Source organism: Lachnoclostridium sp. An138 (assembly GCF_002160765.1).
GTDB lineage: Bacteria > Bacillota > Clostridia > Lachnospirales > Lachnospiraceae > Laedolimicola > Laedolimicola faecalis.
This window is the reverse complement of the sequence record NZ_NFLF01000017.1, coordinates 1-14,608: the sequence shown is the minus strand read 5'-3', so window position 1 is coordinate 14,608 and position 14,608 is coordinate 1. Positions and strand designations below refer to the sequence as shown.

At 46.0% G+C, this 14,608-nt stretch carries 13 protein-coding genes and 3 pseudogenes; 15 read left to right on the top strand and 1 reads right to left on the bottom strand.

Annotated elements, in window-relative coordinates; all coding sequences use genetic code 11:
* The first annotated feature begins 8 nt into the window (after nucleotides 1-8).
* From B5E82_RS13330 to B5E82_RS13315, 4 genes are read left to right on the top strand one after another with little or no spacing between them, the layout of a single operon-like run.
* Nucleotides 9-848 carry an OadG family protein gene (locus B5E82_RS13330; RefSeq protein ID WP_087308054.1) on the top strand — a complete coding sequence of 280 codons (840 nt, stop codon included), beginning with the start codon at nucleotides 9-11 and terminating at the stop codon, nucleotides 846-848.
* Between the two features lie 33 nt (nucleotides 849-881).
* The gene (locus B5E82_RS13325) at nucleotides 882-1,322 is read left to right on the top strand and encodes a biotin/lipoyl-containing protein (protein WP_087308053.1); all 441 of its coding nucleotides are present in this window, start codon (nucleotides 882-884) and stop codon (nucleotides 1,320-1,322) included.
* A 35-nt stretch (nucleotides 1,323-1,357) separates the two neighbouring features.
* Nucleotides 1,358-2,509, top strand: coding sequence for a sodium ion-translocating decarboxylase subunit beta (locus B5E82_RS13320; protein WP_087308052.1), 1,152 nt, complete (start codon nucleotides 1,358-1,360; stop codon nucleotides 2,507-2,509).
* A 59-nt stretch (nucleotides 2,510-2,568) separates the two neighbouring features.
* Complete coding sequence (locus B5E82_RS13315; RefSeq protein WP_087308051.1) at nucleotides 2,569-3,975, top strand: oxaloacetate decarboxylase subunit alpha; 1,407 nt, start codon at nucleotides 2,569-2,571, stop codon at nucleotides 3,973-3,975.
* 249 nt (nucleotides 3,976-4,224) lie between these two features.
* On the opposite strand, the gene B5E82_RS13310 is transcribed toward B5E82_RS13315, so the two are convergent.
* Nucleotides 4,225-5,358, bottom strand: a complete 1,134-nt coding sequence (locus B5E82_RS13310; RefSeq protein ID WP_087308050.1) for a DUF362 domain-containing protein — start codon at nucleotides 5,356-5,358, stop codon at nucleotides 4,225-4,227.
* Between the two features lie 240 nt (nucleotides 5,359-5,598).
* Here B5E82_RS13310 and B5E82_RS13300 point away from each other — a divergent pair, with 240 nt between their 5' ends.
* The 11 genes and pseudogenes from B5E82_RS13300 to B5E82_RS18550 form a co-directional block, all read left to right on the top strand.
* Nucleotides 5,599-6,843, top strand: a complete 1,245-nt coding sequence (locus B5E82_RS13300) for an NAD(P)/FAD-dependent oxidoreductase (protein ID WP_242966328.1) — start codon at nucleotides 5,599-5,601, stop codon at nucleotides 6,841-6,843.
* A 538-nt stretch (nucleotides 6,844-7,381) separates the two neighbouring features.
* The gene (locus B5E82_RS13290; RefSeq protein ID WP_162610782.1) at nucleotides 7,382-7,780 is read left to right on the top strand and encodes a GNAT family N-acetyltransferase; all 399 of its coding nucleotides are present in this window, start codon (nucleotides 7,382-7,384) and stop codon (nucleotides 7,778-7,780) included.
* Nucleotides 7,777-8,064 (top strand): DUF503 domain-containing protein, encoded by a 288-nt coding sequence (locus B5E82_RS13285; RefSeq protein ID WP_087308045.1) that lies wholly within the window; start codon nucleotides 7,777-7,779, stop codon nucleotides 8,062-8,064. Before B5E82_RS13290 ends, B5E82_RS13285 begins: the two co-directional genes overlap by 4 nt.
* Nucleotides 8,065-8,084: 20 nt before the next feature.
* Nucleotides 8,085-8,828: a metallophosphoesterase family protein gene (locus tag B5E82_RS13280; RefSeq protein WP_087308044.1), complete on the top strand. Its 744-nt coding sequence runs from the start codon at nucleotides 8,085-8,087 to the stop codon at nucleotides 8,826-8,828.
* 66 nt (nucleotides 8,829-8,894) lie between these two features.
* Nucleotides 8,895-9,692: a hypothetical protein gene (locus B5E82_RS13275; protein ID WP_087308043.1), complete on the top strand. Its 798-nt coding sequence runs from the start codon at nucleotides 8,895-8,897 to the stop codon at nucleotides 9,690-9,692.
* 506 nt (nucleotides 9,693-10,198) lie between these two features.
* A complete protein-coding gene (locus B5E82_RS13270) occupies nucleotides 10,199-10,792 on the top strand; it encodes a helix-turn-helix domain-containing protein (RefSeq protein ID WP_087308042.1) in 594 nt (197 codons plus the stop codon).
* Nucleotides 10,793-11,253: 461 nt separating this feature from the next.
* A pseudogene (locus B5E82_RS13265) lies at nucleotides 11,254-12,519 on the top strand (MSCRAMM family protein); the annotation flags it as partial.
* A pseudogene (locus B5E82_RS13260) lies at nucleotides 12,516-12,677 on the top strand (DUF961 family protein); the annotation flags it as partial. The pseudogenes B5E82_RS13265 and B5E82_RS13260, both read left to right, overlap by 4 nt.
* A gap of 120 nt (nucleotides 12,678-12,797) precedes the next feature.
* The gene (locus B5E82_RS13255) at nucleotides 12,798-13,286 is read left to right on the top strand and encodes a hypothetical protein (RefSeq protein WP_087308041.1); all 489 of its coding nucleotides are present in this window, start codon (nucleotides 12,798-12,800) and stop codon (nucleotides 13,284-13,286) included.
* Between the two features lie 9 nt (nucleotides 13,287-13,295).
* Nucleotides 13,296-14,171 carry an SEC-C metal-binding domain-containing protein gene (locus B5E82_RS13250; protein ID WP_087308040.1) on the top strand — a complete coding sequence of 292 codons (876 nt, stop codon included), beginning with the start codon at nucleotides 13,296-13,298 and terminating at the stop codon, nucleotides 14,169-14,171.
* Between the two features lie 97 nt (nucleotides 14,172-14,268).
* Nucleotides 14,269-14,469: pseudogene (locus B5E82_RS18550) on the top strand (ATP-binding protein); the annotation flags it as partial.
* Nucleotides 14,470-14,608: the final 139 nt, after the last annotated feature.

Genomic DNA, 14,608 nt, shown 5'->3' with positions numbered 1-14,608 from the left:
GAGACATTATGAAAAGAAACTTGAAAAAACTGCCGGCTCTGCTGCTTCTGACCGGTATTCTTGTGCTGACAGGCTGCTCTTCCCGAGTTCATGTTGAAAACGAGGCAGACTATCAGGCGAGATCCGATCAGTATGTGCTGACGCTGGTGAATACGGACACGGCTGCGCTGGAGGCAGAGCTGGAAAATCTGGAATCTCATTATGATGATTTCGAGCAGCAGGTAGAGCTCTATCCTTATATCGGCGGAACCGGACAGAAATTTGATTTTACGGCAGACGCCTATGTAAGCATGCTGACATCTTATCTGGACAATCTGGATGATTTGGGCGCTTATGTAGGCGTGAAGGAATACGAAGGCGCCACAGAGGATTCTGATGGGAACATAACATATTCCACTGTTTATGAGTTTGAAGACCATGATATGCGGATGAGTCTGGAGTATAATTCAGACAATGTGGTTACGACCGTGACGCTGGACCCGGTTTACAGTACGGGAGAGATTGCCGAGAAGGCGGCGCTGAATACCCTGATCGGTATGGGCTCTGTCTTTGTGGTCCTGATTATTCTCTGCTTCCTGATCTCCTGCTTCAAATACATCCATATGGCGGAGGAGAAGGCAGGAAAGAGCAAAAAGAGCGGAGAAGAGAAAGCTGCGGAGCCTGCACCGGTATCCGCTCCTGCGGCACCGGCACCTGTACCGGCGGCTCCTGTGCCTGCTCCGGCAGAAGACAGGCAGCTCGTGGCTGTGATTACGGCGGCTGTGGCTGCAGCTATGGGAACATCTTCAGACGGCTTCGTTGTGCGTTCCATCAGACGCAGAAGCGGAAACAAATGGAAAAAATCATAATAAAGGATTTTATGTTCAGGAGGAATCATAGAGATGAAAAATTATACAATAACCGTAAATGGTGTAGCATATGACGTAACCGTAGAAGAGAAAGCTGGCGGCGCAGCTTATATTCCTGCGCCGGCTCCTGTGGCAGCACCCGCTCCCGCTCCCGCAGCGCCCGCGCCTGCACCTGCACCCGCGGCAGCACCCGCACCTGCACCCGCGGCAGCACCGGCACCTGCAGCAGCGCCCGCGCCTGCACCTGTGGCAGCCGCAGGAGGCATTGAAGTAAAAGCTTCCGTACCGGGCAAGGTTGTAAAGGTAGAAGCTTCGGTAGGCCAGGCTGTGAACCCGGGCGACAGTATCGTCGTTCTGGAGGCCATGAAGATGGAGATCCCGATTGTGGCTCCTGAGGCCGGAACAGTAGCAAGCATTAATGTAAGCGTAGGTCAGGCAGTCGAGTCCGGTGATTTATTAGCGTCTCTGAACTAATAAGACAGAACGTGAATTTCAACGGAGGTTAAGACATGGAATATATATTTGAAACCCTTGGAAACCTCGTGCATCAGACGGCCTTTTTCAATCTGACCTGGGGCAACTTTATCATGATCCTTGTTGCATGTGTGTTTCTGTATCTTGCTATCAAAAAGGATTATGAACCGCTTCTTCTGGTTCCGATCGCTTTTGGTATGCTTCTCGTAAATATTTATCCGGACATTATCGCAAGTCCGGAGGAGACCTCGAATGGTGTCGGCGGCCTTCTTTATTACTTCTACGTGCTGGACGAGTGGTCTATCCTGCCGTCCCTGATTTTCATGGGCGTAGGAGCCATGACTGATTTCGGCCCCCTGATTGCGAATCCGAAGAGCTTCCTTCTCGGAGCGGCGGCTCAGTTCGGTATCTTTGTGGCATATCTGGGCGCCATGCTGATGGGCTTTTCCGACAAGGCGGCGGCAGCCATCTCCATCATCGGAGGAGCTGACGGTCCTACTTCCATCTTTCTGGCCGGAAAGCTGGAGCAGACGGCTCTGCTTGGACCTATCGCGGTAGCCGCTTACTCCTATATGGCTCTCGTTCCGATTATTCAGCCGCCGATCATGCGCCTGCTGACCACGGAAAAAGAGCGTAAGATCAAGATGGAGCAGCTTCGTCCCGTATCTAAACTGGAGAAGATTCTGTTCCCGATCATCGTTACCATCGTTGTCTGCCTGATTCTGCCGACAACTGCTCCCCTGGTAGGAGCTCTGATGCTGGGCAACCTGTTCAAAGAGTCCGGAGTGGTAAAGCAGCTTACAGAGACAGCGTCCAACGCAATGATGTACATCGTGGTGATTCTGCTGGGAACTTCTGTAGGCGCTACAGCCAGCGCGGAAGCTTTCCTGACTGCTGATACACTGAAAATCGTGGCTCTCGGTCTGATCGCCTTTGCGTTCGGTACCGCGGCGGGCGTACTGCTTGGAAAGCTCATGTGTCTGCTGACGAAGGGCAAGGTAAATCCGCTGATTGGTTCTGCCGGTGTATCCGCGGTTCCGATGGCGGCCCGTGTATCCCAGAAGGTAGGCGCGGAAGCTGATCCGACCAACTTCCTGCTGATGCATGCCATGGGCCCGAATGTGGCAGGCGTTATCGGTACGGCTGTGGCAGCCGGAACCTTTATGGCTATTTTCGGAGTCATGTAAGCGGACAGCAGAAAAATGAGCGCGAGCAATATAGAAGATTTTAACGAGGAGGTTAAAAAATGTCTGAGATAAAACCGGTACAGATTACCGAGACCATACTGCGTGACGCCCATCAGTCTCTGATTGCGACACGTATGACGACAGAACAGATGCTTCCCATTGTGGAGAAGCTGGATCAGGTAGGCTATCATTCCCTGGAGTGCTGGGGAGGAGCAACCTTCGACGCATCCCTCCGTTTCATGCACGAGGACCCCTGGGAGAGACTGCGTAAAATTAAAGCGAAAGCGAAGAACACTCCGCTGCAGATGCTGTTCCGCGGACAGAACATCCTGGGCTACCGTCCCTATGGCGATGACGTGGTAGAGTATTTTGTACAGAAGTCTATCGCAAACGGTATCGATATTATCCGTATCTTTGACTGTCTGAATGATATGAGAAATCTTCAGACTGCTGTAAAGGCGACAAACAAGGAAGGCGGCCATGCGCAGGTAGCGCTTTCCTATACCTTGGGTGACGCCTATACCCTGGAATACTGGACCAATATTGCAAAAGAGATTGAAGAGATGGGAGCAAATTCCATCTGTATCAAGGACATGGCCGGCCTTCTACTGCCCTATAAGGCAACAGAGCTTGTGAAGGCCCTGAAAGAGACTGTTCATATCCCGATTCAGCTCCATACCCATTATACATCCGGCGTAGCTTCCATGACCTATCTGAAGGCCGTAGAAGCAGGCGTAGACGTGATTGACTGTGCCATGTCTCCGTTCGCTCTGGGAACCTCCCAGCCGGCTACAGAGGTTATGGTAGAGACCTTCCGGGGAACACCCTATGACACCGGTTATGATCAGAAGCTTCTGGCTGAGATCGCCGATTACTTCCGCCCGATCCGCGACGAGGCTCTGGACAGCGGCCTGCTGAACCCCAAGAACCTGGGAGTCAATATCAAGACGCTGCTGTATCAGGTGCCGGGCGGCATGCTGTCCAACCTGACTTCTCAGCTTAAAGAGCTGGGAGCGGAAGACAAATACTACGAGGTGCTGGAAGAGGTTCCGCGTGTGCGTAAGGACTTCGGTGAGTGCCCGCTGGTAACTCCGTCTTCTCAGATCGTCGGAACACAGGCAGTAATGAACGTGGTAGCCGGCGAACGGTACAAGATGGTAACCAAGGAATCCAAGGACCTGCTTTCCGGAAAATACGGAAAGACCGTAAAGCCCTTCAATCCGGAGGTGCAGAAGAAGTGTATCGGAGACGCGGAGGTGATTACCTGCCGTCCGGCAGATCTGGTACCCAACGAGCTGGATACTCTGGAAAAGGAGATGGCGCAGTACAAGGAACAGGACGAGGATGTTCTGACCTACGCTCTGTTCCCGCAGGTGGCGACAGATTTCTTCAAATACAGAGACGCGCAGGAGAAAAAGGTAGATGTGACAGAGGCAGATACGAAGAACGGCGCATATCCGGTATAATTGGCCTGACGCAGCTGCAAGTGACAGGAAAGCAGTATTTTCTGCTGAAATTTAAAAACAGACTGTTTTTCGCAAAAAACAGTAAGAAAGAAGACGGCATGGCGGTTACGCTGTGCCGTCTTTTGATCCCGCAATATATCAGTTGGTAACTCAAAGAAACTTACCATGGCATTTGCCCGGCAGCTCGTTTGAGAAATGGCAGGAACCGTAATATTCCTTTACCGGCCGGGAGGGCGAACGGGGCTTCCTTCAGTTCTTTCGTTTTTGAATCCAGTTTTCTTCCAGAAAGGTTACGATGTCGATGGCTTTGGGCGGGCAGCCTTTCAGAGATTTGGAAAAACAGGAGGTGCAGGTTCCCACCCCAATTTCTCCGGCCTGTCCCTGATAGCCCTGGCCAATGCAGACGGGCGGCAGCCCCGGACGGAGCTTTCCTCCCTCGTTCAGCCGGTTCAGAGCATGAATCAGGGAGCCGTAGCAGGCGGAGCAGGAGTCCTTTGGAGCGGTATATCCGGCCAGCTTCTGCACCCGGCGGGGAAGAGGGGAGGAATTTCTGCGGCCTGTGATTTCCACATATTCTGTATCTGTGCTTTCATTCAGAAAGACCAGATGAGCTTTTGAGGTATCCGCGCAGCCGGTTCCCAGCCGCTCCGCCATTCGGATATAGGAGACCTCATCCACGGGAATCCCGAGACAGTCACAGACAAAAGCGTCGCAGAGTACAGGGTCCTTCGCGGCCCAGATTCGATTCATGTATACAGGATTTCCACCCTCTTCAAAATCCAGATCTCCGCAGATATTGTCCACCAGAATAAAGTCATTCCGGACAACTGTACTCAGATGAGCGATAGGCTTGAGAAGCCCCATGGTATGAAAACGGCGCTTCTCAGAGTTGGGAATCAGCCCTTTGTTGTTCTTCAGCGCACAGGTAACAAGCGTCTGGCAGTGCCCTTTGACCACAGGCATATTGATCAGAAAATCTGTTTCCAGCGCTTTCCGGCAGACATGGAGTTCCATCCCTGCCGTGTTACAGGAGACGGCTTCATCCTTCTGCAGATCAATCAGGGGAACGCCGTATTTCTCTGAAATATCCGTGTATCCCAGGGCGGCAAAGGAGCGGGAAGTCCGTTCTCCCACCCAGGAACTTTCCATGATGGAAAGATGCCGGAAACCATGAAACTGAAGATATTCTATGACTCCGCAGACCAGCTCCGGATGGGTGGTTGCTCCGTCCTCAGGGCGCATGGTTCCCAGAAGGTTGGGCTTCAGCGCAATATGCTTTTCCCGATCTCCGATTTCTTCCGCCAGTCCTGCCTCATGAAGAAGGCGGATAGTCATATCCTTGTAATCTGTTCCGTGTATGATGAAAATATCATTTTTATTCATGAACCGGCTCCCCCTTGTTTTCGAAATTTCTATATGCTTATTTTATCACAGATACGCCAATGTACAAGCAGTTCAGGAAAACAGGAATGGAAAGCTGGAATGGCGGAATACGATTGCCGGTATAGCCGGAATATGGTACACTGTCGATAAGACAAAAGCTCCGGGGAATTTACGGAAAATCTACATGAAATCTACAGAAAATTTACAGGAAATCTGCGGGACGAACCAGCGGAGCAGAATATGCAGGAGAGATTACAGATGAGCAGAGTATTGATTGTGGGCGGCGGAGCCGCCGGCATACTGGCTTCCATCTTTGCCGCAAGGCGGGGACAGGAGGTTCATGTATATGAGAAAAATGAGAAGCTGGGAAAGAAGCTTTATATTACAGGAAAAGGACGGTGCAACCTGACGAATGCCTGTGAAATGGACAGCCTTTTTGACAGCGTGCGGACGAACTCCCGGTTCCTGTACAGCGCATTTTACGGGTTTACGAATCAGGACGCCATGCAGTTTTTTGAGGAAGAAGGGCTGTCTCTGAAAGTGGAGCGGGGAGAAAGGGTATTTCCTGCTTCTGACAAATCAGCAGATGTGCTGGATACCCTGCGCCGCAGCATGAAAAAAGCCGGTGTAAAAATTCACCTGAATACAGGTGTAAAAGAACTCATCTGCCGGGAAGGGCAGATGAAGGGAGTGATTCTGGAGAACGGAGAGACTGTAGAAGGGGATGCTGTGATTGTGGCCACGGGCGGACTTTCCTATCCTTCTACAGGCTCCACCGGGGACGGATACCGGTTTGCGGAGGAGGCCGGACATAAGGTGACAGACTGCCTGCCTTCCCTGGTGCCTTTCAATATCCGGGAGGCGTTTGTAAAGGAACTGCAGGGACTCTCCCTGAAAAATGTGGAGATTTCTATTTATAATGGAAAGAAACAGGTGTTCCGAGAATTTGGAGAGATGCTCTTCACCCATTTTGGCGTCAGCGGCCCGCTGATTCTGACTGCCAGCAGCTATGTGGGGCCTTATGCTTCCCGGCAGGAGCTGCGTCTGGTTCTGGATTTGAAACCCGCCCTGACACCAGAGCAGCTGGACCAGCGGATTCTCCGTGATTTTGACGCAAATCCCAACAAGAGCTTTAAAAATGTGGTTTCCGGCCTGTTTCCGGCAAAGCTGACCCCGGTAATGGTGGCTTTATCCGGTATCACTCCAGATAAAAAGGTACACGACATATCCAGAGAAGAACGGCAGAACTTCGTACATCTGATAAAAAATCTGGAGATGACCATAACGGGACTTCGGGATTATCGGGAGGCGATCATTACGAAGGGAGGCATATCGGTGAAAGAGATCAATCCCTCCACGATGGAGTCCAAGCTGGTAAAAGGACTTTATTTCATCGGAGAGGTGCTGGATCTGGATGCGGTGACGGGAGGTTTCAATCTGCAGATTGCCTGGTCTACGGCATATGCGGCGGGAAATGCGGTGTAGTCTGGTCTGTTAATTGACATTTATAAGGAAATTTAAGAGATTTAAAGGGAATTATACGAATCGGAAATCCGGATTTTTTTATATTTATATGGGAATTCGTTTGCTTCATCCTAAAGGCGGGGCTTATTATGATACATCCGAAAAAGCAAGTGACAATGAGCACGAAGGTAAAGATAATATACGCATGGTTGCTTATCATGTTTGTGATATGTGGCATTGGAATATGGATTTTTACCATTAATTTTCTTTTAGGGTTTATGATAGTTGTATGTGATGCTATTAGTTTACTTTTTTGGGTTATCTATGTTGTTAAAAACTGGAGATGCCCTTATTGTGGTCATGATATGCCAGGATTGCATTATTGTAAATACTGTGGTAAAAGCTTAGATGAAGAAAAACGGAGGAGTGGAAATCTCCCCTAAAACAAATATATTGTTTTTAAGCATTTGTTCAATAAATGTAAAAACAAAATGGCAAATTGGAAAGCGATACTTAATTTGAAAATAACGCAGAGGAATGACAGAGAAGAATGGGAGAAATAGAATATAAAGTAGATGACTGCAATCTCGGCGCGCAGGCCTTTGTCTCGTTTGTCAACAGGATATGGCCGGGAAATTATGATATAGAAAAGACAGAGAAAGCATTGTCAAAAACAATAAATATAACCGCCTATGATAGCAGCACGCTTACAGGCTGTCTTCGGATTCTTACAGATGGCTGTTATTTTGGGACGATTACGGAACTGCTGGTGCTTCCGGAGTATCAGAAAAAAGGAATCGGAAGCAGGCTGCTTCAGCTTGCGAAGGAATATACTCCGACTATGCTGTATTTCGGTGCGCAGCCCGGATTGGAAGGCTTTTATGAAAAGAACGGGTGTCAGAGAAGCCTGCAGTCTTATATGATTGACAAAAAGAACGGGAATGGAGCAGGCAGATGAATTTTAGAGTTGAAGCAATGGAGATCAAACTTTATGCCCCGTGGGTTCATTCTCTGAAGGAAAAGAGAATGGTAGTGAAGAGCCTTCTGGGGAAAATCAGAAACCGGTATCAGGTATCGGCGGCTGAAACCGGAGAGCAGGATGTCCACCAGACGATTGTGATTGGCATTGCGTCTATCGTGGCGCACAGCGCTCAGGCGGACAGCATGATGGAGGATATTCTGTCTTTTGTAGAGAGCAATACAGAGGCGGAGATCATTTCCGTGGAAAGAGAACTCAGATAGAGTATAGGGGGGGGATCTCGTTGATTTATATTACCGGTGACTGCCACGGAGATTACCGGCGGTTCAGCACAGAGAATTTTCCGGAGCAGAAAAAGATGACAAGAGAGGATTTTGTCATTGTATGCGGCGACTTTGGCTACTGGGACCGCTCAAAGGAGCAGGAATGGCAGCGGAAATGGCTTTCTGAGAAGCCTTTTACCCTTCTGTGGGTGGACGGAAACCATGAAAATTACGATATGCTGGCGGAGCTGCCGGTGGAGGAATGGCATGGCGGAAAGGTTCAGTATATCAAAGAGAATGTGATTCATCTGATGCGGGGCCAGGTATATGAGCTGGACGGCATCCGGCTCTTTGCTTTCGGAGGCGCCAGAAGCCATGATATTCATGGAGGGATTCTTGATCCGGACGACCCGGATTTCAGAAAAAAATATCAGGCGCTGCGCAGGGCGGGAGCCTGGTTCCGGGTCAATCATGTGTCCTGGTGGAAAGAAGAAATGCCGGATGAAGCAGAGTTCGAAGAGGGAAGAAGAAATCTGGAGCGGGCCGGATGGCAGGTCGATTTTATCGTAACACATTGTACGGCGTCCTCCACACAGGCGCTGGCCGGAGGAATTTTGTATCAGCCGGACACGCTTACGGATTATCTGGAGGAAATCCGGCAGAAATGCCAGTACCGGAAATGGTTTTTCGGTCATTATCATGATAACCGGAACGTGACAGAGAAGGATCTGATGCTGTATGAGCAGATGATCCGCATTGTTTAGGGAAGGCATTCCAAGGCGTATTGCCCCTTGTACACCCATGCTAAAGTTACAGGAGGAAAATGTGACATGAAAAAGACACTGAAAAAAGCCGGGGCTGCAGCCATCGTAGTTCTTATCATCGTTGTGGGCTTTCTGATATATCATTATTTTCAGACATGGCCTCTGCGCTTCCGCTCGGATTTTAATGATTTTTTTGGGGAAGGAAACTGGGAGCAGATTTCCTCTGAAACAAATGAAAGCCGGATGTACACGGTTTATTACCGGTCCAGCAATGCGGGACAGCCGGGAGAGCGCGCCGGAACCTACCATAACTGGGATATAGCCTTTACAAACAGATATGGGGAGGAAGAACTCTGGACTATCACAGACCATACGCTTAAGATCAACCATGACAGGCACTGGTTTTTAAGCTCTGAACGGTACTCGGCCAGGCAGGCTCTCACGCTGGAGCTGATGGATCTTTCCTTAGATGCTGTGGGCGAACAGGTGAAACAGGAAATTCTAAGCGGCATACTGTCGGAAGAGGAGCTGGAATGTCTGGATATCTACATTTCTTATCGAAATGGAAATCCGCCGCCGGAATTTTACAGCAGACTCCGGAAAGAGCCCTGGTTTCAGGCGAATGAGTTCACAGCGGCGGATTATCTGGAAACCGATCTGTATGACTTCTATCTTCGGATTCAGGCTTTTGATTACAGAGTGGAAAAACTGGCAGAGGAGAAGCGGCAGCATCTGATGGACAGTCTTTTGGAAATAGAGAGACTGCTCCGGAATGCTTATGGCAGCCATGCGGATTATGAGATATACCTTGGAGAGGGATATCGGGCAGAATTCACGGCCGGCGGGTCTGCAAACGAGAGATAAAACAGAGCATAAAATGGGGAAATTATAATTGGGGTAAAAATGAAAATGGTTGAACTGCATGGAAAGGCACCGTATAAAACTGTCTTAGTTCATGGCGGTCCTGGCGCAGCAGGTTCTTTAAAAAACTGTGCAGAAGAATTAAGCAGACAAAGCAGATAATGAAATGTATAACAGAATTTGGAATGAGGCTGTCAGATTGAGAACCAATGGGAAGTTATTGGCGGTATTTAAGAATATTCAGAGCAAACTATTATTTTATGATATTCTTCAGGCTATTATATAATTTCCTGCTTACCATCCCATGGCAGGTGCAAGCGCCTGCCGCGCCGCATAGCCGGCTCATATCTGCGAAATTCTTAACTGTGGAATTTTAGATGTGATTGAGTTGGAAAATGATAATACTGTTGGAAAAAAGCCGCTCGACGAATCGTAGACAGCTTTGTAAATGAAGCATCGGTTGTCAAATTTTTATGGATATGATAGTTTGGCAGCAAGGAGGTGCAGAGATGGACGCGCATAAATTTGGGGCTTTTGTAGCCAAGTGCCGCAAAGAAAGAAACATGACGCAGGCTGATTTGGCTTTAAAAATACAAGTCACCGACAAAGCTGTTAGTCGATGGGAACGAGGGGTAGGATTTCCTGATATTAACACGATAGAACCATTGGCTAATGCTTTGGAAGTCAGCGTTCTTGAACTTATGAAATCGGAAAGAATGGCAGCGAATCAAGTTGAGAAAGAGGAAGCGGCAGAAGTGATTACAGACACTCTGAATGTGGCGGTACTGCAGCGTAAGCAAGAACGCAAAAATGTGTTTCAGATTTTAGGTGTTACATCCATTATTGTGTTTTTCCTTCTATTTATTGATAGTATGCAGTGGCAGGCAGATACAATTATCTTTACCGGTGCCGGAGTTGCTTTTCCGTTGTTTTGCATGGGGGGATTCATTGCTCTGCTATGTAACGGAATATGGAGAAAAGTAAAAGGGAAATCATGTGGCCAAACGCTTGCATTGGCGATTACCTTACCGCTTCTCTTGATTATATTTTTGGGACTGTTCTTTTTAATCGGAGCATTGGGAATTGGCCCTGTCCCCAACTAAATATGCCGTAGACAATAACACAAGTTTCAGTCAGCCCTTCTCGACTGGTGCAGCAGATTAAAAAATATGAAAAATACAAAAGAAAAGTGGATATGAAACATGTGGAAGCGAGAAAAACTTGGAATTCACAGAATTTTCACAAAATTATTAGCACTCACCTCTTGTTATCGCAGCGTGGCTTTTGTCTAACTTCATAGAGTGCCGTAAGTGCCTATTTATGGGCGTTTCTCGGATTTTATGATTTTATCTTAACTCGTCAGAAATCGTCATTTTATAAAAAATTGGTGTCAATCAGCAGAGAGATACCTTTTCTTGCCACAGTATATCAGTATCACAAATTGTAAAATTGAATATCGCAAGTAGATTATGGAAAGCCCAGACAGGTGTTCCTTTTCTATTTTCAGCCGTTCAGAAATGGACGGCTTTTTCTATATCCAAACGAAAGGAGAATTTTAAAAGCTATGAAAAAGATATTGAAGCGATTAGCCACAGGCTTCCTTGCCTTTGCGACTATCGTTACCGCTTTGCCGACAACGGCAGTCCACGCTTCCGAGAAGCAATACTGGACAGAAAGTGCCGAGCGTGTCGGTATCGTTGAAAAAGTAATGAATGACGGTTCTATTGGTTCGACATTCAATGAGGGACACATGACCGTTGAGGGTGAGGACGCTTTCTGCGTGAATATTAATACCAACTTCCGCAACGGTTATAAGACCAGAGCCGACGCAAGCACACGCATGAGCTACGACCAGATTTCAGATGTTGCCCTCTCAATCGAGTATGTCAATCAGTATGTGCAGAGCCACAGCGGATTGAGCAGTCAGCATATCTACCTTTTGAAACAGTGCGTCGTATGGCAGAGATTGAGTGTTCATCTGGGCTGGCAATGCGATAACGTCAGAGCTTCCTATGATGAAATCCCTAAAGCTATACAGGATGAGGTTTACGCTGGGGCAAAAGCCTTTGCCAGCGAGAACAAGGGACGCTATGAATGTGGCGGTTATATCTACTCTGGCGAGGGGCAAGACATTGGACAGTTTTGGGCGAAACTTGCCGTAGGAAATGCTACATTGAAAAAGACTTCCAGTAATGCCAGCGTTACCGACGGGAACGGGCTTTACTCTATCGCTGGTGCGACATATGGTGTCTATTCTGATAAGGACTGTACGAAACAGCTTGCCACCCTTACGACTGATAACAGCGGAAATACTGATGTTGTGGAAGTAAAGGCTGGCACAGTCTACATCAAAGAGCTTTCTGCTCCTGCTGGCTATAAAGTGGACAGCACTGTGTATTCCTTAAACGTGGAAGCTGGCAAGACAGCGACACTCAATGTATCAGATACGCCAAAGGTCACAGACACCTTGATTGAATTATTCAAGATTGACATGGAAACACAGAAAGACGCTCCACAGGGCGACGCTTCCCTAGAGGGTGCGGAGTTCACATGGAAATTCTATGCGGGACACTATACCGCTGACAATCTTCCTAGCGAGCCTACCAAAACATGGGTGACAAAGACAATCGCTGAAAAGGACAGCGACGGCACTATCCATTACATTTCCCGCCTTTCTGATGAATACAAGGTATCTGGGGACAGCTTCTATACACAGGACGGAAAAAACGTACTTCCTTTAGGAACGCTGACCGTTGAGGAAATGAAAGCTCCTGACGGCTATCTTCTTGACGGTGCATATATGCAGGCAAACGGTAGCGAGGAACAGATTACAATGCCGAGGTGGAGCTTATCAATCCTGTTGCCGACACGGTGGCAAACGTCAACTACCGAGGGGCAGATGTGGAATGGTACATCAAGGCAGACGACATTGTGCTGAAAAATAAAGGCGGTCAGCCCGCAGATATAAAAAAAGGACTTAGTAAATAAGTAAAAGTGTTATATAATATGGCAAAGTCTTGGTAACGATATGCTATTGGTAATATTCGTTGTAGGGAGATATTAAAAATGATATAATTTTCTTATTATAATTAGAAAAGAGGTAATTAGATGAAAATGACACACAGTGCTGTTGGATGCAGTGAATATCCCCTACAAGAATATAATGAAAAAGATAGTATTTCTGAAGAATGTCAAAAAAAGATAGAAACTTCTGATATTCTTATCCTGCCCTATAAATACAATGAAGATTTTTATTTTGCTGATGAAGCAGTATCTTTTTATAAATATTGTAAAAGCAAAAATTTAGAACAAAATATTGATATCTTAGCTGATGATAATATTAAAGTGCGTTCTTTACATTCTTTTGACATTTGGATGCCTCTAATTTTTATTGCAAAAGAAATATTATTACCAATAGCAATCGCCATAGTGAGCGATTATATTATACAAAAGCGTAAAGGTAGAGAAGAAGAGCCTTGTGATGTAGATATAACTTTTAAGGTAAAACATGGTGATGATTTTAAAGAACTTCATTATAAGGGAAGCGCAGAAGCGTTTAAAGAAAACTTTGAGAAAATAGATATCAATAATCTATAGGATAAGCATATGTTGGAATATTTTTTTAGCCACAATTCATTAAAAGAAGTTTCTAGCATAAAAAATCTTCTAAACAGGAAGAAGCATAAACTAGAAAATTTGGATTTTGACGAAGCATTTGAAGAATACAACCAAGCTAAGATATTTTTTGATAAGGTGAAACAGATAGCCTTAGATACAAGGAATGAGAAACTTGCAAATGCTACTTTTATTGCCCAGCTTTATTTTCATATATTTAGTAACATAGCAATTTACTTTTCTCTATTGCAAAGTAAAAGTTATAAGGAATCGTGGAACAAATTGCAAGATTGTTTAGATGATATATATGGAGTTGGTCAATTTGTAGTGCGTAGTAAACGCCTTGAATTACCCTTTTTAAATAAACTATTAAGGGAGTGCGAGAAATTATATCCTTATAGAATGTTTGCAAGTTCAGAATATATTATAACAAAGTCGGAATGTAGTATATGTGGTAAGGCAATGAATAGTCTTTCATGCCCTCATATCAAAGGTAATCTTTATTGGGGCGAAATTGCATATGAAAATATTTTGGAAATAAAAGAAATAAATGCAGTTGCTCTTGTATCTAATCCAGAGGATAAGAGATGTGTTATGGAATTAGCTGATAATAACAGAAGCAAAATCGAAAAATATGCAATGCTTGATAAATTTCTTGCTCAAAAAATATATTTTTTTCAACTTTTTGAAGTTAAAGACAATAAAATTTTCAAACGTGACGAAAATATAAAAAAGCAAGGTGCAAATGAATTATGCATGTGTGGAAGTGGTAAAAAATTTAAAAAATGTTGTAAATCAAAAATGTATTATGAACATCATCATTTACAAGTAATCTTAAAAGAAAAATGTAATTTTACTTATTTTTGATATGTCACAGAATTTATTAAGTAAATAGTGTATTGGCAAAAAACAGTTAGTCGTAATGATTAGCTGTTTTTTTATGCCTAGAAAGGAGCGAATGTATATGCGAATTATTTGGGCTAAAGGGCAACGTATCAGAGCCAGTGACAAGAACCTTGTGTACCGCTTCTGTGTGGGTACGCTCCTGCTCTTGTTCGTGGCGGTTCTCCTGCTACTGAACATGGGTCAGCTCATGCGTACTGATTGGGAGCATTTCAGCCTGCTTGATAATGGTGTGACGCTTTCCACATACAACTTCATAACCACATTTTTTGTTCCCTGCACCGTAAGCGCTTAATAATACAACGGCTATCTTTTTAAACCACGTTCTACTATTATTGAAGTAAAACGCTCCAACTTCAACTTTTTGATTCAATCCTGCATCTTTGCTGTATCATGTCAGA